General features: G+C 37.8%; 17 protein-coding genes. 6 read left to right on the top strand and 11 right to left on the bottom strand.

All coding sequences use genetic code 11. The features are described from left to right. The first annotated feature begins 166 nt into the window (after positions 1-166). The gene (locus CRO15_RS19695; protein ID WP_165769903.1) at positions 167-337 is read left to right on the top strand and encodes a DUF6747 family protein; all 171 of its coding nucleotides are present in this window, start codon (positions 167-169) and stop codon (positions 335-337) included. 86 nt (positions 338-423) lie between these two features. Here CRO15_RS19695 and CRO15_RS03345 read toward each other — a convergent pair whose 3' ends face one another. The 3 genes from CRO15_RS03345 to CRO15_RS03335 all read right to left on the bottom strand — a co-directional run bounded on the left by CRO15_RS03345 (position 424) and on the right by CRO15_RS03335 (position 4,364). Then, positions 424-1,410: a DUF4837 family protein gene (locus CRO15_RS03345; RefSeq protein WP_097044356.1), complete on the bottom strand. Its 987-nt coding sequence runs from the start codon at positions 1,408-1,410 to the stop codon at positions 424-426. Positions 1,411-1,422: 12 nt separating this feature from the next. Beyond that, positions 1,423-3,054 (bottom strand): lytic transglycosylase domain-containing protein, encoded by a 1,632-nt coding sequence (locus tag CRO15_RS03340; protein WP_097044355.1) that lies wholly within the window; start codon positions 3,052-3,054, stop codon positions 1,423-1,425. 119 nt (positions 3,055-3,173) lie between these two features. After that, the gene (locus tag CRO15_RS03335; protein WP_097044354.1) at positions 3,174-4,364 is read right to left on the bottom strand and encodes a phosphoglycerate kinase; all 1,191 of its coding nucleotides are present in this window, start codon (positions 4,362-4,364) and stop codon (positions 3,174-3,176) included. 132 nt (positions 4,365-4,496) lie between these two features. Here CRO15_RS03335 and CRO15_RS03330 point away from each other — a divergent pair, with 132 nt between their 5' ends. The 3 genes from CRO15_RS03330 to CRO15_RS03320 are packed head-to-tail and all read left to right on the top strand — an operon-like array spanning position 4,497 to position 6,585. Next, the gene (locus CRO15_RS03330) at positions 4,497-5,648 is read left to right on the top strand and encodes a DNA polymerase III subunit (RefSeq protein ID WP_097044353.1); all 1,152 of its coding nucleotides are present in this window, start codon (positions 4,497-4,499) and stop codon (positions 5,646-5,648) included. Between the two features lie 12 nt (positions 5,649-5,660). After that, positions 5,661-6,056: a DoxX family protein gene (locus CRO15_RS03325; protein WP_207763794.1), complete on the top strand. Its 396-nt coding sequence runs from the start codon at positions 5,661-5,663 to the stop codon at positions 6,054-6,056. A 19-nt stretch (positions 6,057-6,075) separates the two neighbouring features. Further along, entirely contained in the window at positions 6,076-6,585 is a 510-nt protein-coding gene (locus CRO15_RS03320; RefSeq protein ID WP_165769902.1) for a YdcF family protein, read from the top strand. Positions 6,586-6,622: 37 nt separating this feature from the next. Here CRO15_RS03320 and CRO15_RS03315 read toward each other — a convergent pair whose 3' ends face one another. From CRO15_RS03315 to CRO15_RS03285, 7 genes are all read right to left on the bottom strand, one after another. Beyond that, on the bottom strand, positions 6,623-9,301 hold the full coding sequence (locus tag CRO15_RS03315) for a hypothetical protein (RefSeq protein WP_133067194.1): 2,679 nt from the start codon (positions 9,299-9,301) through the stop codon (positions 6,623-6,625). 183 nt (positions 9,302-9,484) lie between these two features. Continuing rightward, on the bottom strand, positions 9,485-9,994 hold the full coding sequence (locus tag CRO15_RS03310) for an OmpH/Skp family outer membrane protein (protein WP_097044350.1): 510 nt from the start codon (positions 9,992-9,994) through the stop codon (positions 9,485-9,487). A 341-nt stretch (positions 9,995-10,335) separates the two neighbouring features. Continuing rightward, on the bottom strand, positions 10,336-11,166 hold the full coding sequence (locus tag CRO15_RS03305; protein WP_097044349.1) for a class I SAM-dependent methyltransferase: 831 nt from the start codon (positions 11,164-11,166) through the stop codon (positions 10,336-10,338). Next, positions 11,144-11,689 (bottom strand): hypothetical protein, encoded by a 546-nt coding sequence (locus CRO15_RS03300; RefSeq protein WP_097044348.1) that lies wholly within the window; start codon positions 11,687-11,689, stop codon positions 11,144-11,146. Before CRO15_RS03300 ends, CRO15_RS03305 begins: the two co-directional genes overlap by 23 nt. A 93-nt stretch (positions 11,690-11,782) precedes the next feature. Further along, positions 11,783-13,651 carry a tRNA uridine-5-carboxymethylaminomethyl(34) synthesis enzyme MnmG gene (mnmG, locus tag CRO15_RS03295; protein WP_097044347.1) on the bottom strand — a complete coding sequence of 623 codons (1,869 nt, stop codon included), beginning with the start codon at positions 13,649-13,651 and terminating at the stop codon, positions 11,783-11,785. A 2-nt stretch (positions 13,652-13,653) separates the two neighbouring features. Then, positions 13,654-14,073, bottom strand: coding sequence for an rRNA maturation RNase YbeY (gene ybeY / locus CRO15_RS03290; protein ID WP_097044346.1), 420 nt, complete (start codon positions 14,071-14,073; stop codon positions 13,654-13,656). Next, positions 14,066-17,476, bottom strand: coding sequence for a hypothetical protein (locus tag CRO15_RS03285; RefSeq protein ID WP_097044345.1), 3,411 nt, complete (start codon positions 17,474-17,476; stop codon positions 14,066-14,068). Before CRO15_RS03285 ends, ybeY begins: the two co-directional genes overlap by 8 nt. A gap of 129 nt (positions 17,477-17,605) precedes the next feature. Between CRO15_RS03285 and gltX the strand changes: the two genes are divergently transcribed. Next, complete coding sequence (gltX, locus tag CRO15_RS03280) at positions 17,606-19,126, top strand: glutamate--tRNA ligase (protein WP_097044344.1); 1,521 nt, start codon at positions 17,606-17,608, stop codon at positions 19,124-19,126. Positions 19,127-19,210: 84 nt separating this feature from the next. Further along, the gene (locus CRO15_RS03275) at positions 19,211-20,140 is read left to right on the top strand and encodes an SPFH domain-containing protein (RefSeq protein WP_097044343.1); all 930 of its coding nucleotides are present in this window, start codon (positions 19,211-19,213) and stop codon (positions 20,138-20,140) included. Between the two features lie 258 nt (positions 20,141-20,398). Here CRO15_RS03275 and CRO15_RS03270 read toward each other — a convergent pair whose 3' ends face one another. Continuing rightward, the gene (locus CRO15_RS03270; protein ID WP_097044342.1) at positions 20,399-22,084 is read right to left on the bottom strand and encodes a glutamine--tRNA ligase/YqeY domain fusion protein; all 1,686 of its coding nucleotides are present in this window, start codon (positions 22,082-22,084) and stop codon (positions 20,399-20,401) included. Positions 22,085-22,298: the final 214 nt, after the last annotated feature.

The raw sequence follows: 22,298 nt of genomic DNA, 5'->3' as shown, positions 1-22,298 counted from the left end.
TTGTTTTTTGAGCTATGTATTTTGGCGATGAAAACTACTGTTTTATAGGGTTTTAAGAAACTCTGAGGTTTTCATCACTCTTTTTTTGCTTTTTATCTGGTAGTTTTCCACACCCTCAGATTTGCTCTAATCTTTGCCTTGTCTTTAAATCTTAAAAACTTTACTTATGAAAAAACTATTACTCGTTAAAGAAATTTATGTAGAAGGTTTTAGAAACCTTGGACATTTTATAATCGAAAAGTATTTTAAAATCTTTGCCTGGTTCAGTTTTATATTGTTCTTTATTGTGCTTTATGCATTCGTTTATAGAATTGCAACCGGATTTGCATTTGATTAATAATCCCTTTTAAGCATTTAGAGAACAAAAAAGCCCAGAATATCTGGGGAGATTTTCCTGGGCTTTTTTGTCTTGCTTATTTTTAGTTAAGAACCTGTCGCGAACTTTACGGTTTTCAATATCGCTTCAAGCTCAAACATATAATCTCGCTTTTCTTCTGATGGAGCAAAAGTGAAACCTTCCAAAACCAGTTTTCTGTTGTTTTCCTTATCATTGATAATGTAGGTAAGGAAAGGACCTGCCATTGGATAACCATCTATTTCCCATACTCCCCGAGCTTCTGCGGCTTTCTTCCCTCCAATCTGCGCTGGATAAATATATGGCGCAAAAGCTTTTTCAGTTACCATAAAAGTGCCTTCATAAGGCCCTGGAACATATTTCTTTCCAATGGAATCCCTCATCTTCACAATATCGTTCACAAATGTGGAATCATTGGTAAAACTATCCCAAGGCATGGAATAGGCCAAAATATTCATAGTTCCTTTTGGGATTTGAATATCCATCCAAACAAAGTTTTTTTCCCGTTTTCCAAGTTTATAAAGCGAAGGAACTTTTAAGCTTATCCCAAATTCCTCTTCAAAAGCCTTTTCTTTTGTCAATGAACGAGTAAAGCGCTTCTGTGCTTCCTCAATTTCTACTCTTTTAAATGCCGAGATTGCCATTCCTGCCAAAGAATCAATATTGTTTGCAAAATCGTTGTACGTTTCACCTTTGATTACTGCAACTTTTTGAGGTTTGGCAAATACATTTGTTTTAATGTGGGCCAAGGAGAAGGTGTCCTGTTCCACAAAAAGTACAGATCTAGAATATGCCGTAGCACCTTTAAATACTTGTGGCGGTATTTGCGTTATGGTAAAAATAGATTGTTCTGGCGTGAGACCTGGCGCAGGTTTTGCAAAATGTTCCCGGATTTTATCTCCAACCCCTCCCTTCCATAATTCTGTATCCATTACTACCATCAAGGAATTCACTCCACCTGTAGAAGGCGGAAGAAATCGCTTTTTAGGCCCATCATTACATGATAACATCACCAAGGTTACAATGGCGAAGGTTAGTGTTCCAATTTTTTTCATCTTGCTTTAAATTTACGAAGAACAATTGCACAATTTCAGTTTTGTGCCTGGTTTTAAATTATTACCACTAAGACCGTTCCATTCTCGTAAATTTTCAATAGAAATTCCAGGATATTTTCTGGATATGGTCCAAAGCGAGTCACCTTCACGTACCGTATGTACTTTTGAGCTGCCTGCCACAGTTCCAGAGGCTGATTTTGAAGTATTATTTTTGGTGGTCGCTTGTTTTGGAATATAAGGCTTTCTCGGGAATATTGTAAGTCGTTGCCCAACTCTAAGATTGTTGCTTCGCAAACCATTCCATCTTTTGATTTGGCTTACACCCACACCATATCTTTCTGCAATCCTGCCCAAATAATCTCCACTTCTAACTTTATATCTAATTTGGTTCTTGGTTGTCACCAATTGCGGTAAAGGCTTTTCCAAAGAATCCAGTTCTTTTTTGGCATAAGCATAAATGGCTTCCTCATTGTTTACAAACTTGCCTATTTTGGTAACTGGTAACCTCAACGCATAGGTTTTTCCTTTTATTTTTGGAATAATGTTCAGTTTGTACGCTGGGTTCAGCATCTCCAATTCTTCTTTGCTGATGTCAACAAGTTTGGATATCTGGTCAAAAGTGATAAGGTTTTTAACATGAACAGTATCCGTCTCAAAATACGGTCGTTCTGCCTTTTTATACTGCAGTCCATGCTCTTCTGCATATTCAAAAATATACATCGTTGCCAAAAAAGCGGGGAGATACCCTGCCGTTTCACGTGGAAGATTTCTTCTAATGTTCCAATAGTTCTTATACCCTCCCGATCTTCTGATGGCTTTGTTCACATTTCCAGGTCCGGAATTATATGCTGCCAAGGCCAAATCCCAATCATTGAAAATATCATGAAGCTTTGACAAATATTTACTTGCAGCCTTGGTTGCTAAAATTGGGTCATTTCTTTCATCCACATAACTGCTTACATCCAAACCATACATTTTTCCAGTACCATACATAAACTGCCACAGGCCTTTTGCGCCAACTCTAGATCTTGCCCGTGGGTTTAATGCAGATTCCACAATGGCCAAATATTTTATCTCAAGGGGAATATCTTGGTTATCCAGTTCCTGTTCAAAAAGTGGAAAGTAAAATTGACTCGCCGTCAACATACGTTGCATTAATCCTTTTTTCCGTGTCAAAAAGGATCTGATTACACTTTCCAAGGACGAATTATAGGAAATATTGAATGGTGTTTTTTCATCCATTAGGGCCAAGCGAGCCTTAAGCGTATCTGTTGGCAAATCGACAATGGTCAATTCTTCAGCAGATGGATTTTGAACCTCAATCAACATCTCACTGAACAACTGCGCACTGGAATGTAGCTCCTTTAACCAAAGGCTGTCATAGTTTCTAGCTTCTTGTAAATCCTTTAAATGATAGTTGTTGTCCTTATCCGCTTTTACAATATGCTGACCATCGATTTTCTTTTGATCAATTTTTAAATCTATAACGGGTTGGGGTAAAAGGGAATCTTTATTCGCGGCAGAATTTAAGGTGTTTTTTACCTCTTGTTGATTTACAACTGTAGAATCAGCTTCTTGAGAATAGATAATTGAAGCGGAAAAGAGTAGCGTCGCCGACAAGGCGATTTTAAATTTTTGGTTCATTTTGGACAAGGTTTGGTTTTGGGGCAAACGAAAATGGTGTTTTTTTCTGAAATATTAAAGTTTTCGGTCTAAAACATCTCTTAAAGTAACCCCTTGCCTACTACTTCATAACGTGAAGGTTAGCCCAATATTGCTGCAATCCCAGGAAGTGTTCTTCCTTCCAAACTTTCCAACATGGCGCCACCTCCGGTAGATACATAACTCACTTTATCTTCAAAACCAAACTGCTTTACGGCCGCCACTGAGTCTCCGCCTCCCACAAGTGAAAATGCACCTCTTTGTGTTGCCTCATCTATAAAATTTCCGATAGAAATAGTTCCATTGGCAAAGTTTTCCATCTCAAAAACCCCAACAGGGCCATTCCATAATATGGTTTTGGATTCCAGAATCACTTTTTTGAAGATTTCCAAGGATTGGGGGCCAGCATCTAGACCTTGCCATCCATCCGGGATTTCATTTACATCCAAAAATTGGGTGTTGGCGTTATTATCAAATGCATCGGCAGCCAAAACATCGACCGGCAAATGAATTTTTACTCCTTTGGCTTCAGCTTGCTTTAAAATATTAAGGGCCAGTTCCATTTTATCGTCTTCACAAATTGAATCTCCTACTTTGCCTCCTTTTGCCTTAACAAAAGTGTAGGTCATTCCACCGCCAATAATCAAGTTGTCAACCTTATCCAGAATATTTTCAATAATGGTAATTTTAGAAGAAACCTTTGCGCCTCCCAAAATGGCAGTTACCGGTTTTTCTCCAGTCTGCATTACCTTTTCTATAGCCTTGATTTCTTTTGCCAGAAGATATCCAAAACATCTGTTTTCAGCAAAATAATTGGCAACTATTGTGGTTGAAGCATGTGCTCTATGGGCCGTTCCAAATGCATCGTTAACGTAAATATCTCCGTTTTTGGACAGCGCTTCTGCAAAGGCTTCATCTCCCTTTTCCTCTTCGGCATGAAACCGAAGATTTTCTAGTAACAAAACCTCTCCGTTTTGAAGTTCGGTAACAGCTTTGGTGACCTCTGCACCAACACAATCATTCACAAATTTTACTTGAACACCTACAATTTCAGAAACCTTTTCACAGATGTGTGACAAAGACATATCCTTATTTACTTGACCCTTTGGTCTTCCCAAGTGGCTCATTAAAATTGCACTTCCCCCGTCTTCTAAAACCTTTAATATAGTAGGTGTGGCAGCTTCAATTCTACTGGTGTCCGTAACATTGAACTCTCCATCCAATGGCACGTTGAAATCGACACGTATTAGCGCTTTTTTATCTTCAAAATTGAAATCTTCTATGGTCTTCATCTGTTTGATTTTATGGCAAGGTCAAATGTAAAGATTTCCTGCTTTCCAGATTGGTTGAGTCCCTCATATTTTTAAAGTTCCAACAAAAAAAGTGTTCAGTGCACCAGAACCTAAAAAATGTATCTTTGAAATATGCTATTTAAAGATGTTTTAGGCCTTGAGCACATCAAAAACCATTTGGTTTCCACAGCTGAATCCGGTAGAGTGGCACACGCACAATTGTTTGTGGGGAGAGAAGGTACTGGAGCGTTGCCCATGGCCATTGCTTATGCACAATATCTACTTTGCGCAAACATAGATGGTGAAAACAATGGTGAAAACGAAGTTTGTAATGTTAAATGCAATTCACTTACCCACCCCGATTTGCACTTTGCCTTTCCAGTCTCAACTTCGGACAAAATAAAATCGCACGCGGTAAGTGATAATTATCTTGAAGATTGGCGACTCTTTATTCTGGAGCAACCATATGGAAACCTTTTTGATTGGTACAGACACATTGGTATTGAAAAAAAGCAAGGGCAGATTGGTGTGGACGAAGCAATGGATGTTGTCAAAAAACTTTCTTTGAAATCATATGAGGGCGGATTTAAAATATTGATTATTTGGATGGCCGAAAAAATGAACATAGCCGCCGCCAACAAGCTTTTAAAATTAATTGAAGAGCCCCCAAATAAAACATTACTACTATTGGTCGCTGAAGAGGAAGAACAAATTATAAATACCATTCGGTCTCGTTGCCAGATTTTACATTTTCCGCCAGTAGCAGAAAACGCCATTGTCCACGAACTTTTAAAACGAGGAGTTCCCGAAAGCGAAGCCAATTCTATTGCACATGAGGCCAATGGCAACTTTAATAAAGCGTTGGACCTTCTAAATAAAGATTCAGAGGATTTGGTTTTTGAACGTTGGTTTGTACAGTGGGTAAGAAGTGCCTTTAAGGCCAAAGGAAATAAAGGAGCAATTCAAGAACTAATTCTTTGGAGTGACGAAGTCGCTAAAACCGGAAGAGAGGTTCAAAAGCAGTTTTTAAACTACTGTCTAAGAGCAATGAGACAGGCCCTTTTATTAAATTACAAGGCGGAAGAGCTGGTATATCTTAAGATACACCTAGAAAATTTTGATCTCGCCAAATTTGCCCCTTTTGTTCATGAGAACAATATTGAGCAGATTGTTGAAGAATTGGAAAAGGCCATTTTTCACGTGGAACGAAATGGTAACTCCAAAATCATATTCACAGATCTTTCTATAAAACTCACTAGACTGCTACACGCCAAAGCAGCATAAAACAAGCTAACGATGGAACATTTTATTTTAAACGCCGCTCCAATTCTTTTACTTCTTTTTTTAACCATTACCTTATTGCAAAGCGGTATTGATAAAATTATGGATTGGAAAGGAAATATAACCTGGCTAAAGGACCATTTTTCCAAAAGTATTTTTAATGGAATGGTACCTCTTCTGCTAGGAACAATATTGTTGATGGAAATGGTTTCAGGAATTTTATGTGCAGTTGGAACTTTTCAGTTTGTTGCCTCAGGCAAAAGTAATATGGCCATATATGGAGCCATCCTCTCCGCAATCACCCTATTATTTTTGCTTTTTGGACAACGGGTGGCTAAAGATTACGAAGGCGCAAAAACAATTGTAATTTATTTTATTCCAACTATATTTTTGATTTATCTGCTACAATAACAACCTAAAAAGCAATCATTTGGCAAGTGGAAAAACCATAAAAAATGTCTTAATTGTTTTGGGTTCGCCCAACTCTGTTTCAGGGGAGTTAAGCTCAATTTCCAAAAGTCGCCTTGATTGTTGCGCCGATTTATTCAAAAAGAAAAGTCTTGTGCTCTGTACTGGTGGGTGGGGCCCTAATTTTAACACTGCCAAACATCCGCATGCGCATTATGCAAAAGCTTATTTAATGAAAAAAGGAGTGCAGGGAAATGCTTTTTTGGAATTTGCTCTTTCAGAAAACACGGTTGACGATGCCGTTAAGGCAAAATCTATTTTGTCCAAACTCAAAAATGAGCTCTCGCTTACAATAATCACTTCCGGATACCACTTGGAAAGGGTTAGATTAGTTTTTAATGAAATCCTAAAAGGATATGCTATTACATTTGTAGGTGTGCCTTGTAAATTGGATAAGGAGGAATACAGTGTTTTGTTAGCGCATGAGAAAAAGGCCATTGCTTCCATTCTTCAAAATGGTTTGTATTATTAAACACCTTGTTGGCCTTCAAATAGACCAAGTAAATACCTTATTCTACAACAGAAAATGTCTTCGTTTGGTATCCAATATAGCCTTCTTTGGAAATTGCTTCAATAATAATGACATAATCACCTAAGACATCTCCATTGTAAAAACTTTCTGAAGTTTTTCCTTTCTCATCAGTATTTAAGCTCGGTTTCCAATGTATCAATGACCTTAAATCGGGTTTTTGCTCATTTACAGGAATAGGTTTGTCATATTTGGGTGTATAGAATTCCTTTATGGGAGAGAACACTTCAATTGTAGTGTCAAGAGTTCCCGGTTTGGGTTTATCCGAACTGTATAATCCCACCTTTCCTTTTGTGTTTATGGAAATAATATGTCCGGCGGCAGGCAATTCCATTGGGTGTGTTTCAGGGAATACTTGCAAATAACTCTCTTTAAACGATTTTGCAAATTTTATCAGTTCTAAATTCTCAACCACTCCTGGGGGCATATGCGGAACATAGTTGTATTCATATTTCTGTATCAACCTCCCATCTACCATGACTAAACTTGGTCCTCCTGGAATTTGCGCTAGCATGAAGCCATCGGGGAATCGTTCAATTATGACCTCACTGCCATAGTTGAACAAAAGAATGCTGTACAGGCCATAGGACCATTTTTTCTCTTTATGTCTTAGCGAATCTCCTGATATTATCACATCTGGCTTTCCATATTTTTCATAGAGTTCCCTGCGTTCTGGATTTAATCTTACATCTTCAACAACAACTTCATCTAATTGGGTAACTCCATAAAGCGAATCAAAAACCATGTCTGTTCTCTTGCGTCTTTGTTCCTCTTTCAAAAGCGTGGTGGTCATTTCATCCATTTTGCCAGCAAAAGGATTGTGCTTATAGTTAACTTCGATCGGGAAGAAGTCATTAATCTTTATGGAAAGTTTTTTTCTTCTTTTTTTCCCATTATTGGCGTGAAGCAATATCCGTATCTGTTCACCATAGGTGTCATCCAGCAAAAACTGGAAATTTCCCAAACTATCTGTTCTTTGTGAATAAAGCGATGTTTCTTTCCCAAAAGTGGCCAATGTTAAATCAATCTCTTTCTGTATTTTGTTCTTTGAGGAAAGTGGGGCAACCACACCTCTCACCGTAAGTCTAGGTTGGGGCCAAAAAAACCTATTTCCTTGTCTTTTTGGCGGATATTTATAGTTGCGCCAGCCTTGGGTAAGCAACAGAGCATCCATATCCCCATGGCGGCCAGGGTTTTCTTTGTCAAAATACTGTCCTGGGTTTTCAATCTGTCCCCTAAGTTCTGATTCTAAAAGAAAATGAGACCGTATAAAGCCATCAATACCTTCGCGCCATTGATTTTTGTTGATTACCTTGATAGACATATTTGCAATGGACGGTTTCTTACCTTCTTCCAAAGCTTGAATGTCCAACTTTGTTTTTTCTCTTCTGTTATAATTGGATTTATTGGTTATAAGTTCAACCTGCAATTCATCCTTGCCTGATTCATTATAGAAAAGCCTTTCTGCTATAGGTTGCTGTTTTTTGTCCATTAAAGTGAAAACCAAGATTCCATTAGGAAGGTTTTCGATTGGAATCTTAGAGATAAGACTTCCTTGAACCAACATCCCTTCTATCAGATAATAATCTACAGCTCTACAGCTGATTTTAACGGACACACTATCTTTTAGGTCATTTGAAATGACACGCAATCTTATTTTATCTTTTGTCTTCTCAATAGATAGGACGCTACCTTTTTGGACAGCTTTGGGCAAGGGAAACAAGGTCTTGGCGGTTGAGGTTTTTTCTGAATTGATTTTTACATGAAAGCGCAAATTGCTATCTGCCTTTAGGTGAAAAATGCCCATACCCAAAGAGTTGCTTTTAAATGAGGTTATTTTTCTTCCTTTATTATCAAAAACATCACCCTGTATTTTTCTTCCTTTTCCATCGAACCCCACTGCTTTATATCCAACCTTACTATATAGGCCATGTACCATTTTACCACTCTCGGGGAAAAATTGCAAATCGAGAACGTCATCTTTTAAAACAACTGTTTTTGAATAATTGAATCTTTCATCTGTATCAAGAGCAAGTGAAATCCAATTTAATTCTTTCGGGATTTCATGTTTAAAGAAATAAGTGTTTCCTTTATTTCTCTTAACCCAAATTGAATCTTTTCTCGCCCCCCAATCCAACTTAACCTTAATTTTGCCCGGGTTTGTTTTGACCGTTTCCTTCAGTTCAATTTCTCCAGACAAGAAAACTTTTCCTTCTTCATTCTGTACTCTCCTAAGTTGACCAAAGGGATTTTCTTCTTTTTGTTTTATCAATTCATGGATTGTGATATACTCCTTGAACATAAACTCTTTCCCAAAATTCCTGTTCCACTGTGTATATGCCCTAATTAAAAACTGACCATTATAACTTTCTGGTAAGTCTATAAAGCCATGACCTATACCACTTGTCAGCTTAATTATTTTATGTGAAACAATTTGTCCATTTGGGTCAATCAAATCAACATAAAGCACACCACTAAGATAGGATGGTGTATGGTCTCTAGAATCAGTAACAAGAGCCTTGAACCAAATGGTCTGCCCTGAGGTATACTCTTTTGAGGTTAGTTGAAGATATACTTTTTCGGGCACTTCGGTATAGGCTCCGATACTTGTGGTTGTTTGTGAAAAAGAAACAATATTGAAAAACATACAGGTTGCCATAAGCATCCTTGTTTTTCTTTTCCAAAGGCAAGAAATTGTGTCCATTGCAGCCATCATTGAGACTACCATGAAACTACAAAATTGAGTTGGAATCTAAATTGGAATTAGGGTTTTATTGGAAAATATGAATGAAAAAGGCCCATTCTAAAGAATGGGCCTTTCAGTTTTATAGCATCGTAAGATCTATTTTTTGTATTTGTCGTTTAGTATCTTAAGCACGCCTTCAGTAAGATTGTTCGCGTCCTCCCCATAAAGCACAGCTCCGCCATCGCCTCCACCTAAAATATAGGTGTAACCGTTTGCAGCTCCGTAACCTTTTATTTCACTTTTAACCTTACTCACCAAAGAATCCATTTCAGTTTGGCTTTGTTGCTGTAATTGTTGCTCTTCTTGTTGTAACTGTTGACCAACAAATTGCCCTTTTTGTTGCAACAGACCGTATTCTTCCTGCGCGTTTTTCTGAGACATTTTTTGAGCTTTCGCCTGAAAGGCCTGAAGCTCTAATTGAAATGCTTGGGAAATACTGTCCCTCTTTTTGGTCAATGCCTCAACTTTGGTTTTGAACTTGGCTTCTACATCAATTTTTTCTTGGTAGCCATCCATCAACTTCACATTGTCTACGTACCCAATCTTGTTTTGTTGACAAGCCACTACCGTTAAAGCAACTATAAATAATACTATACCTTTTTTCATGTGTTTATTTTTATTGTTTTTTATTGGTCACATGTAATCTTTGATAATTAAAATAATCATTGTCCATATTGGTTAATGATTATTTTAATTATATCGATTTCATTTCTCTAGTTTAAAGATGCGCAAAAATAGAAAAGCTTTTTTAATGACTAACATTATCTGGCATGGAATCCAAAAAGGTCAGTTGTTTATAAATAGGAAACACCTATGGTTAGCCAAAAAAAGATAAAATATATTTATTTTATTGGATTGCAGACAGTCCCATTAGAGCTCTTTTCTTTGTTAAACAAGGTGATTCCAAAGAACTGATGTAGAAACGCCCACAAAGTGCTTAGAAAAGCCTAGTTTTTCTTTTTAATGATATAAATAAGAGACGAATACTCCTTTGAAAAGTATGCCCGGAAATTTGACCATAACCCAACAAAAAATGCATTGCTTAAATATAGCATGTTGCCTTTATATTTTTCTGAAAGCAGTGAAACGTAAAATGCATCAAAAATCATCGGCTTTATAGAAACCACTTCCATGTTGTGTTTATCAAAAAGTCGAATAATGGATGTTTTGGAAAAATGCCATAAATGTCGAGGTACATCATAAGCGGCCCAATGTGCTCCGTAATGTTTTGCATCAAACGATTTGTAATTGGGCACCGCAACAATCAAGGTGCCATTTAAATCCAGCAAACTGTTCAGCTCTTTAACTTGACTATCCAAATTAGGTAGATGCTCCAATACATGCCAAAGCGTAATCACATCAAAAATTTCATTCTGTATTTCTGTTGAATCCTTGAATAAGGGAACTCCCTTTTTTGCAGCATAGGCTCTGGCTTTCTCATTTGGCTCTATCCCACTGACTTTGAATCCCTTAGATTTAGATTGCGCCAAAAAATCTCCAGTTCCAGCACCAAAATCAAGCAATTTTTCTGGATTAACTGACTGATTATCAATCAGTTGAATCTTCTTCTTGATACTATATCGCTTTATCCACTGGTATAATCTATCTGTTAGAGAGGCCTTGGAATCCGTATGCGAAATGTACTCTTGGCTCTCATAGTATGAAGCAAGATCATCCGGTTTGGGATGGGTTACCAGCATCTCCAACTCAGTATCAAACAGCAATTCAAAGTTTTCTTTTGAAACTGAAAAGTCTTTAGTTTTTAAAAACAACTTCATTGTAATTGACCGTATTCAAATACTCTTTTTTGAGTTGCGAAAGATACGTTAAAAGCTTCGGTCTAAAAATGGAATCTTCATGTAAACAATCTTTCTCTGAATCGCTAAAAACTTCTATGGCTATATACCAATTTCCAACTCTTAACTCATATGTGTCCTCAAGAATTGGACCCATCTCCGCAGCCTGATCAAGAATGCCATCAATCATCAACGGAATTAAATTGATGGTCTTTGTTGGTATCTCCACTTCATAAAAGGAAAAATAAAATTTATCTCCTTTCACTTCAAAAGGCACGTCAACATCCACATAATAATCTTCTAATTGAAATTTGGTATTCACATAATGATAGAACTCATTTGCGTCCTTGGGATCTTCAAAAATAAACATGCTCTTTCTAGGTAGGCCTCTTTTAAACCTTTTACCTTTTGACACTTTATAGTCTTTTATGTTTGGAGCTATTCTAAGTGGAATACATGAATATATAAATATGGCAGAAACAAGCAGGAGTAGATTGCGTTTCATTAGTTTTGGTTTGATTGATTTTATGAATCAAAAACCAAGCCACAACAAATCAAGTAGATTATCTTAAAATGTTCCACGTGGAACAAAAAATACCTAGCGTCCTAAAAAAACAAGAAGTACGCTAACATCTGAAGGAGATACACCACTAATTCGCGAAGCTTGTGAAATTGTAACCGGACGTATCGTTTCCAACTTCTCTCTTGCCTCATAAGAAAGTGATTTAAGCTTGGAGTAGTCAAAGTTTTCAGGAATCTTTACATTTTCAAGTCTGTGAAGCTTATCTGCATTGTTCTTTTCTTTTTCAATGTAGCCTGAATACTTCACTTGTATTTCCGTTTGCTCCAAAACTTCTGTATTAAACTCATTTTCCTTTACAAATTCCGACACCGACTTTAAACTCAACATGTGATCCATAGTCACCTTTGGTCTAGAAAACACTTTAAAAAGTTTATCAGATTGCTTAACCATTGATGAAGAAACGGATTCCAAAATGGGGTTTATTTCGTCAGGAACAAAGCTTGTTTTTCTAAAAAACTCCACAAACTTATCCGACTTCTCCTGTTTCTCTTCCATGAACTTCATGCGCTCCTTGGTCGCTAAACCAAGTTTAAAACTTTTTGGAGTCAACCTCAAATCTGCATTATCCTGACGAAGCAATGTTCTATACTCAGCTCTAGAGGTAAACATACGATAGGGTTCCTCGGTTCCTTTTGTAATCAAATCATCAATGAGAACACCTATATATGCCTCATCCCGTTTTAGGATAAAAGATTCCTTTTCATTGATTTTTAAATGCGCATTGATTCCGGCCATCAGCCCTTGGGAAGCAGCCTCCTCATATCCTGTTGTCCCATTTATTTGACCTGCGAAATAAAGATTGTTTATCAACTTAGTTTCCAAGGTGTGCTTTAATTGTGTGGGTGGAAAATAATCGTACTCGATGGCATATCCCGGTCTAAAGAATTTAACGTTCTCAAACCCTTTGACGGATTTCAACGCTTTATACTGTACATCCTCCGGAAGAGAAGTAGAGAATCCATTCACATAAACTTCAACCGTATGCCACCCCTCAGGCTCCACAAAAATTTGATGGGAATCCTTCTCCGCAAAGCGGTTGATTTTGTCCTCTATAGATGGGCAATAACGAGGGCCAATACTTTGGATTCTGCCATTGAACATTGGTGAGCGATCAAAGCCCTCACGTAACAGATCATGAACCAAAGCACTTGTATGGGTCATGTGACACTCACGCTGCTTATCCAAAATTGGAGTCTTCAAATAGGAAAACTTGTCTGGATTTTCATCCCCTGGCTGTGGAATCATTTTTGAGTAATCCAACGATCTTCCGTCTACTCGTGGCGGAGTTCCAGTTTTCATTCTACCGCTATCAAAACCAAAATCAACCAACTGCTCTGTAATTCCGGTTGCTGCTTTTTCACCAGCTCTTCCACCACCAAATTGTTTCTCACCAATATGAATAAGTCCATTTAGAAAAGTGCCATTGGTAAGCACAACTGCTTTGGCTCTAATATCAATTCCAAGTGAGGTCCTCACCCCAACTACCTTGTCCTTTTCAACAAGCAAACCGGAAACCATCTCCTGATAAAAATCCGCTTTTGGAGTGCTCTCCAATGCAATTCTCCACTCCTCTGCAAAACGCATTCTGTCGTTTTGTGCCCTTGGGCTCCACATGGCTGGGCCTTTGGATTTATTCAACATCTTAAACTGGATTGCAGACTTGTCTGTAATGATTCCGCTATAGCCTCCAAGTGCATCTATTTCCCTAACGATTTGCCCTTTTGCAATTCCACCCATAGCAGGATTGCAGGACATCTGTCCAATAGTCTGCAAATTCATGGTGACCAACAAAGTCTTTGACCCCATATTAGCAGCCGCGGCAGTCGCCTCGGCCCCTGCATGACCTCCGCCAACAACTATAACATCATACTCCTTTTCAAACATAACTATGGTTCCACGTGGAACAATTTTATCTTTTCATCTTCCTTTTTACGCATCAACTCCCGCTCCTCATCCATCTTGTCTCCGTAACCCATTAGGTGTAAAACGCCATGACTCATCACACGCAAAAGCTCTTCTTCAAAACCAACGTTGTAGGTCTTAGCGTTCTCCTTAACCCTATCAGCTGAGATAAAAACATCTCCCGAAATACAACTTCCACTAGAGTAATCAAAGGTGATAATATCGGTAAAGGTGTCGTGATTTAAATACTGCTGATTGATGTTCAACAGATAATCATCAGAGCAAAATATATAGTCAACTTGTCCAATTCCAAAACCCTCAGAAACAATAACCCTAGTTATCCAATCGGAATATTTCGTTTCATCCTTCAAACCAAACTCCAACTTGAAATGGAAATCAATCATTTTTAAAATAGACCTTTACCTTCTTACCGTAATTTTGCCGCAAAGGTAATGCTTGTCTATTTAATATTTCAATGTTGTTCTTGCGCTCCTTAAGGACCTCAGGTTTTGTAATAATTGGATTAGAAAATCTATTAAGATTAGTACTGCTTTCCCTCTCCTTTTGTTTGCCTTGTTTTAATGAAGCATTTTTAAGTTTCAATAATTGATGTTGGATTGTATTTACCTTGTTCCTTGTTTGCTGTGTGATTCCATTTTCCAATAAATCATTTTCAAAGCTCTCCATTTGCTTAATCAACTTTTTAGCCAAGTTTCTATCAGCATTATCAATCATATCCTGTAGTTGTTTTTCCAATTGTTGTCTTAAATATTGCTGCTCTTTATAGATTTCATATATCTCACTTAAGCCCATCTCGTTGGTTCCTCCTTGACCACCCTCTCCCTTATTACCCCCTTCGTTACCTTGACCTTTTTCTTGTTCTTCACCTCCACTATTTCCAGTTTTAGCACCTTCTCCTTTGCTCCCATTTTCAGGTTCTCCATCTTTGCCCTGACCCTCTTTTCCTTTTTCACCAGATTTACCTTTGTTATTTTGTCCAGAACCGTTCATCTTTTCTCCTATTCCTTCTTGCCCCTGTATGATGTCCGGAAGTTGAAAGTCTTGACCGCCTTGTCCGCTGCCCTGACCTGGTTTCATACTTTGTTGCATATTGTCCAATACATTGGCAAGAAAATCCGCTAAAGCATTCGTAGCACTTATAACATATTGCTGGTAAGATGCTCCCTGAAAAATCTGGTTATCCGCAATACTTTCTAAAGATTTATCAATGTTATAGTATACCTCAGTGATTTGCTCATTCACAAATTCAGATAATTCAACCCTCCGCAATGAAAGGGCAAATAAGCTATCATCAACATGCTCAAACAACCTTCTCAATTCCCTTTGATCTCTAACCGTTTTAGAAAATTGGGAAACGTCAGCATCCGCATTTTCAACACTCCCAAACAAGTTTTCCTGCTTAAAAGAAAAAGTGACCAGATTGTCCAAAATCTGCCGTAACATTTCAGCATCTTCAGTGTCTGATGAACCCCCTCCGCTCATGGCACTTTGTTGCATGGCAGTACTCATCTCTTTCATTTTTTGCGATGCAGACTTCTGTTTTTGAGAAACTTTATTTTCTAACTTTTGTTTCTCGTCACTTTCAGATGACTCTTCATTACCTTTATGCTTATTAATTTCCTCAAGTGCATCTTGCTGGTCCTTTTTCACAGATTCCTGATCTCTCGGAGCAACATCCAAATCCAACGGTTTTTTAAGCTCATCGTTATCCTTCCTAAGTGTGTCGAGCTCCTTGGACAACTCCTCAAACTTCTTGTTCTCTTCTTTCTGAAGTATATTATCGAACTTCATCTTTGAAAGCATCTCCTGTCTTTCGGAAAGTTTTTCCAATTCTTTGGAAAGCTGTGTCATTTTTTCGGTAACATAATAACGTTTGGTGAGCTCCAAAATTTGTTCCAAATTTCTGGCGCCAGAACTTTGCTTCTTGCCCAACTCTTCAAGTTTCTTTTTCAGCTCTTCTTTATTGATTTTTTCCGAAAGCTTGTTCAATTCTTCCAGTAGCTTCTTGTTCTTTCTAGCTTCCAATTCTTGTCTTTCCAATCGTTCTTGGAGCATTTTCTTCATTTCATCAGAGCCCTCATCCTTATCCAAGCTTTCTTTAAGTTGCCTACTAAATTTTTTCATCAACTCTTCCTGTTCCTCCTGCTTGCGTAAAAAGTCCTTTATCTCATTCTTATCATCAAAATTTAAGCTATTCTCTTCCTTTTGCTTGTCATTGATCTTAGAAAGTGTTTCTTGTTGTTCCCTGTACTTCTCCAAGGATTTATCAAGATTATTCAAGACCTTGTTCTGGAACTCTAATTCATTGTTTTTCAGTTGGTTATTGTTCAATAGGGAAGCATCAAAAACTTTACTTTTAGTAACCTTTCCATTTCTAAGTCCATCATTATCAACAACTTCAAAAAACAATTTATAATTCTTTCCATCCTCCAGTTCAAATCCAGAAGGAAATGTATAATAAAACTGATGTACATTGGACCTTGGTGATTCCAAAACAAGTCTTTGAACACTTTTCCTGTCATCTGACGAGTAGCAAACAACGCGAATTGAATTCACCTTATAATCGTCCGATGTTTGCCCAGAGAAAAAAGATTGATTGGGATTAATCGAGTCCAAAATTTGTTCCACTTGGACAACAGGATAAGCATCCTTTACAACATCTAACTGATAACCTAACCGTTCAAAGTCACTTACATTGGTATTCGATGTGCTCAACTCATAAGGAAAATCATTGTAGATGTTCTTCTCGGCCTTAAAGCTATCCCCCATTCCAGTAAAGGAAATTATAGTATCCCTTAAAGTCATTTTAATAGCATCAACATTTTTTCCTTCAATCTCCCAAGTAACTTTTGTTCCTTCGGGAACTATAGCATTACCCGTTCCTGTAACAACTTCAGAAACACGGTCCGTATATCTTGGGTAAGCCAAACTCATTCTGAAATCGACCAAGGAAGGTGTGCTAAAACTCTTAATACTGTAATCCCGGGAATCCCAGCCATTTGCAGTAAGGTGAAAATTCTTCTCACTAACTGGTGACTCAAAAGTATGTATGAAATGGTTTCCTTTCTTCTGAAGCAACAATTGCTCACCATCAATTACCATAAACACATCTTCAGGCATAACATCACCAATGGTTTCCACTTGAATGGTCAAGGGTTCGTTATCTAACACCTCTAGCTTATCATTCAAAACCCTAAATACAAACGGAGCCGGTTGTTCATATGCAACATCATAATTCACTACACGGATATACGAACTAAAAAAAGAGGCTATATTTCCCGAAATCCATATAATTGCAATTATTAAAACAGGAACAACAGCGTATTTTGCATAGCCAATACTTTCTTTTAGATTGACCGCTTTGGCAAAAGAAAAACTATTCAGGTTTTGACTCTTTTGTTCAATACTGGCCAACAACAGCTCGGATCTTTCTTTATTTTCAGACAGTTCCAATAAATTGAAAAGCTTGTCATCAATGTTAGGAAAATGCTTGCCTATCAATCTCGCAGCCTCTTTGTTTGTTAGTCCCTTTTTTACCTTGAAAAGATAAAATATGGGAATTAAAATAAACCTATACAACAAGGCCAACTCAACCAATAAGAAAATTAAGAACAGAAACAAGCGCCAATTCTGGTTTAGCCAGAGCATATATTCCAATGACATAATCGCCAAAAAAAACAACAGTCCCAAAGACAAAAACAACAAACCGCCCTTGATCAATTGTTTGATGTAATACCTTCTTGTAAACTCGTTGAGTTTTCTTAAAATATTATTGTAACCTTCCAAATTGGGTCATTTTATTACCAAGATACCCGATAGCTCCGAATAGTCGTGAAAACATTTTGTTAAATCCCCTTTCATTTCAAGTTTTTTACTGCCCTGTCAAATAGTATCTTTGCCCTTCAAATTATAATGATGAGTCAGAAAGTACGGGTTCGATTTGCCCCTAGTCCAACAGGACCATTACATATTGGCGGTGTTCGTACTGCCCTTTTCAACTATTTGTTCGCTAAAAAACATAACGGAGATTTTGTGCTTCGTATTGAGGACACAGATCAAAATAGATATGTGGAAGGTGCAGAGGATTATATTGTTGAGGCTTTAAACTGGTGTGGAATTCCATTTGACGAAGGCCCTGGAAAGGGAGGAAATGTTGGGCCTTACCGACAAAGTGAGCGTAAACATTTATACAAAGACTATGCCTTGCAGCTGATTGAAAAAGGCCATGCCTACTATGCTTTTGATACTTCGGAACAATTGGATTTCCATAGAAAAGACCATGAAGCCAAGGGCAAAACCTTTATCTACAATTGGCATAATAGACTCAAGCTTTCCAATTCCCTTTCTTTGAGTGCGGAAGAAGTTCAGCAAAAATTGGATGCTGGTGAAAAATACGTCATCCGATTTAAATCACCACAAGATGAAACTTTGTTGCTCAACGATCTTATCCGCGGTGAAATCAAAATAGACACCAACATCTTGGACGATAAGATCTTATTTAAAAGTGATGGCATGCCCACCTATCATTTGGCCAATATTGTGGACGATCATTTGATGGAGATTACCCATGTTATCCGTGGGGAAGAATGGTTGCCTTCTTTGGCATTGCACCAACTACTTTATAATGCCTTTGGTTGGGAAGCTCCTCAATTTGCACATCTTCCTCTTATCATGAAACCTGTTGGAAAAGGAAAGTTGAGCAAGCGGGATGGCGAAAAAGGCGGTTTTCCTGTTTTTCCATTATCGTGGAACGAGTCTCAAGGCTATCGCGAAGCTGGTTATTTTCCGGAAGCTGTAGTCAACTTTTTGGCTTTATTAGGCTGGAACCCTGGCACTGAGCAGGAGTTATTTAGTTTGGATGAATTGATAGATGCTTTCAGCTTGGAAAGGGTAAATAAATCAGGAGCTCGATTTGATCCTGAAAAAACGAAGTGGTACAACCACCAGTATTTGCAAAATTATGATGAAAACATTCTTGCGGAACAATATAATTTTGAACTGGGTAAAATCGCCGCATCAAAAAATGTTCTTTTTGATCCAGACGAAAAAAGGGTTAAAAAAATAATTCAACTCATAAAAGAAAGGGCAAACTTTCTTTCAGATTTTTGGGAGCTGTCCAGTTTCTTTTTTGAAGCGCCATCTACCTACAATGAAAAGATGGTAAAAAAACAATGGAAAGAAGGTACTTCTGAACTCATGCAAAGTGTGGCTGCCATTCTTGAAGGTTGTAATAATTTCGATTCGGCCAATATCGAAGCCCAAGTAAAAAACTGGATTACGGAACAAGAGCTTTCCTTTGGAAAAGTTATGGGCCCCCTTCGGTTAATCATTGTTGGCGACATGAAAGGACCGCATTTGTTTGACATCTTAGAAATGATTGGTAAAGAAGAAAGTCTAAATCGAATTGCTACTGCTATAAATTCACTTGCCAATTGACGAATGTGTAACAAAACTTGATCGTTGGCTACTCATATCTTACAGAGTTTCGTAATTTAACTTCCTAACATAAAATCTTTAGCTATGAGCTTAACATATCTTATTCCAACAATATTAATTACTGGATTTATCTTTTTCTCATTAATATTTATTGTAAAGCAGCAAACGGCTGTTCTGATAGAAACTTTTGGAAGGTTTACCAGTGTAAGAAACTCTGGAATACAATTTAAAATTCCATTCGTCCAAAGAATTGCAGGAAGAGTAAGCCTAAAAATCCAGCAGTTGGATGTTATTGTAGAGACCAAAACTTTGGACGATGTATTTGTCAAACTCAAAGTTTCGGTGCAATATGTCGTAATCAAAACTAAAGTATATGAAGCTTTTTATAAACTGGAGTATCCACATGATCAAATTACTTCTTATGTATTTGATGTAGTGAGAGCGGAAGTTCCAAAAATGAAGTTGGACGATGTCTTTGTAAAAAAAGACGACATTGCCATTGCCGTAAAAACCGAACTTCAGGATGCCATGTTAGATTATGGATATGACATTATCAAAACTTTGGTTACTGATATTGACCCCGATGCTCAGGTAAAAGAAGCAATGAACCGAATCAACGCATCTGAACGCGAAAAAATCGCTGCGCAGTTTGAAGGTGATGCTGCAAGAATCCTAATTGTAGAAAAGGCGAAGGCCGAAGCGGAAAGCAAAAGATTACAGGGTCAAGGTATTGCCGATCAGCGTAGAGAAATTGCCAGAGGTCTTGAAGAATCCGTTGAGGTGTTAAACAAAGTGGGTATCAATTCACAAGAAGCTTCTGCTTTGATCGTGGTTACCCAGCATTATGATACGTTGCAATCCATTGGTGAAGAAACCAACACCAATTTGATCTTGCTTCCAAATTCGCCACAAGCCGGTAGCGATATGTTGAACAATATGGTTGCATCATTTACGGCCAGCAATATGATCGGTGAACAAATGAAGAAAACAGGAACACCCAAGAAAAAGGAATAAACCAAATCAACCTATTCAAATTAAAAAAGGGAGCAGATTTGCTCTCTTTTCTTTTTTCTTCCCATTGAAAACTAAAAATCTTTTAGCATCCCTTGAAATTTGCATTTTCCTATTATAAAGGCACTACTTGCTATTTTAAAACAAAGGCCATCCCTTTTGTCCAAGAATTCATAAAAGGCTTAGAAAATAGCTTAAAACAAGAAGTTTTTAATAATTAAACCAAATGGTATTGTGCGTTGTGGATAGAAAAATTCTATACTAAGATTTTTGCTCCAATTTTGCCCAAGTGTCCCTTAAAGTTACCGTTCTGTTGAAAACTACATTTTCAGGGGTTGAGTCAGTGTCAACATTAAAATAACCCAAACGCTGAAATTGAAATCTGTCTCCAATTTTTGCATCCTTTAAACTTGGTTCCAAATATCCAGTAACCTTCTTCAAAGAATCAGGATTTACAAAATCCATAAAATCTTTATCCTTGTGTGTATCAGGTGACGCATCAGTAAAAAGGCGATCATATAATCTAATCTCTGTAGGAGTTGCATGTGCAACAGACACCCAGTGCAATGTTCCTTTAACTTTTCTCAAGCTCTCTTCAGTACCGCTTCCGCTTTTACTTTTTGGATCATACGTACATTGTACTTCAACAATGTTTCCGTCATCATCTTTCGTGCAGCTTTCAGCTTTGATGATATAACCGTTTTTAAGCCGTACTTCACCACCTAGCTTCAATCTAAAAAACTTACGATTGGCCTCTTCTCGAAAATCCTCCTGCTCAATATAAAGTTCTCTGGAAAATGGCACTTTCCTGCTGCCGGCAGATTCATCACCAGGATTGTTCGCTGCCTCCAGCCATTCTTCCTTTCCTTCCTCATAATTGGTGAGGACCAATTTTAGAGGATTCAGAACTGCCATTACTCTTGGTGCAATTTTGTTAAGGTGCTCCCGTACATGAAACTCTAACAAGGAAACATCAACAATATTCTCCCTTTTTGCAATTCCAATGGTATCGGCAAAATTCCGAATTGACTCAGGCGTATATCCACGTCTTCTTAATCCAGAAATAGTAGGCATCCTAGGATCGTCCCAACTATTAACAACGCCACTCTCCACCAACTGAAGCAATTTTCGCTTACTAACAACCGTATGGCTAAGGTTTCTACGAGCAAACTCTCGCTGTTTCGGGCGCAATTTATCAGAATCTACCAATTGGTCCAAAAACCAATTATAAAGCTCCCTATGTGGCAAAAACTCCAATGTGCACAGGGAATGGGAGACTTGTTCAATATAATCGCTCTCTCCATGCGTCCAATCATACATAGGATAAATACACCAATCGGTATTTGTTCTGTGGTGAGGTCTGTGCAAGATTCTGTACATAATTGGGTCACGCATCAACATGTTGGATGAAGCCATGTCAATTTTAGCCCGCAGCACATGGGTTCCTTCCTTAAAATCACCATTTTTCATCCCTTCAAACAACTCCAAATTCTCTTCTATGGAACGATTTCGAAAGGGGCCTTCCTTACCGGGTTCAGTGGGAGTTCCCTTTTGCTCAGCCATTTCTTCCGAACTTTGGCTGTCCACATATGCTTTTCCTTCACGGATAAGCTCTACCGCCCAATCATACAGTTGTTGAAAATAATCTGAGGCATAACATTCCGTATCCCAATTATATCCCAGCCATTCAACATCCTTTTTTATAGCATCTACATACTCTTTTTCCTCTTTTGCAGGGTTGGTATCATCAAACCTGAGGTTAACGGGGGAGTCATACCTCAGTCCTAACCCAAAATTCAAACAAATTGAACTGGCATGCCCAATGTGCAGGTATCCATTTGGCTCTGGTGGAAAACGAAAACGAAGGTCTTTTTTTACATATCCACTCGCCAAATCGTCTTCAACAATATGCTCTATAAAATTTAATGATCTCTCTTCTTCACCCATAACCAAAAATTGAAGCGCAAATGTAGTAAAATCCAGCGTTTGTAGTGAATAATAGTGCTTTGGTGTATACAAAGAAAGCCATTTCACAACACTTTTGGCTCCCCCTACAACAATATCTTTCCGGTAGGTGGAATTTAAAGCATATTTGTTATTAGAACATTATATGAAATAGTAGGCGCTGTGAAGCACCAACAGAACAAACGAAATTAAGGGG

This window comes from Flagellimonas pacifica (genome assembly GCF_900215465.1).
Classification (GTDB): domain Bacteria; phylum Bacteroidota; class Bacteroidia; order Flavobacteriales; family Flavobacteriaceae; genus Flagellimonas; species Flagellimonas pacifica.
This window is presented reverse-complemented; position numbering and strand designations above follow the sequence as displayed.

What these genes read in the sequence shown, in the direction of transcription:
- CRO15_RS03340 (WP_097044355.1), bottom strand. Translation starts at nt 3,054, where the DNA reads ATGAACCAAAAATTTAAAATCGCCTTGTCGGCGACGCTACTCTTTTCC.
- CRO15_RS03305 (WP_097044349.1), bottom strand. Translation starts at nt 11,166, where the DNA reads ATGAAGTTGTTTTTAAAAACTAAAGACTTTTCAGTTTCAAAAGAAAAC.
- gltX (WP_097044344.1), top strand. Translation starts at nt 17,606, where the DNA reads ATGAGTCAGAAAGTACGGGTTCGATTTGCCCCTAGTCCAACAGGACCA.
- mnmG (WP_097044347.1), bottom strand. Translation starts at nt 13,651, where the DNA reads ATGTTTGAAAAGGAGTATGATGTTATAGTTGTTGGCGGAGGTCATGCA.
- CRO15_RS03275 (WP_097044343.1), top strand. Translation starts at nt 19,211, where the DNA reads ATGAGCTTAACATATCTTATTCCAACAATATTAATTACTGGATTTATC.
- CRO15_RS03335 (WP_097044354.1), bottom strand. Translation starts at nt 4,364, where the DNA reads ATGAAGACCATAGAAGATTTCAATTTTGAAGATAAAAAAGCGCTAATA.
- ybeY (WP_097044346.1), bottom strand. Translation starts at nt 14,073, where the DNA reads ATGATTGATTTCCATTTCAAGTTGGAGTTTGGTTTGAAGGATGAAACG.
- CRO15_RS03325 (WP_207763794.1), top strand. Translation starts at nt 5,661, where the DNA reads ATGGAACATTTTATTTTAAACGCCGCTCCAATTCTTTTACTTCTTTTT.
- CRO15_RS03345 (WP_097044356.1), bottom strand. Translation starts at nt 1,410, where the DNA reads ATGAAAAAAATTGGAACACTAACCTTCGCCATTGTAACCTTGGTGATG.
- CRO15_RS19695 (WP_165769903.1), top strand. Translation starts at nt 167, where the DNA reads ATGAAAAAACTATTACTCGTTAAAGAAATTTATGTAGAAGGTTTTAGA.
- CRO15_RS03270 (WP_097044342.1), bottom strand. Translation starts at nt 22,084, where the DNA reads ATGGGTGAAGAAGAGAGATCATTAAATTTTATAGAGCATATTGTTGAA.
- CRO15_RS03330 (WP_097044353.1), top strand. Translation starts at nt 4,497, where the DNA reads ATGCTATTTAAAGATGTTTTAGGCCTTGAGCACATCAAAAACCATTTG.
- CRO15_RS03300 (WP_097044348.1), bottom strand. Translation starts at nt 11,689, where the DNA reads ATGAAACGCAATCTACTCCTGCTTGTTTCTGCCATATTTATATATTCA.
- CRO15_RS03315 (WP_133067194.1), bottom strand. Translation starts at nt 9,301, where the DNA reads ATGGCAACCTGTATGTTTTTCAATATTGTTTCTTTTTCACAAACAACC.
- CRO15_RS03310 (WP_097044350.1), bottom strand. Translation starts at nt 9,994, where the DNA reads ATGAAAAAAGGTATAGTATTATTTATAGTTGCTTTAACGGTAGTGGCT.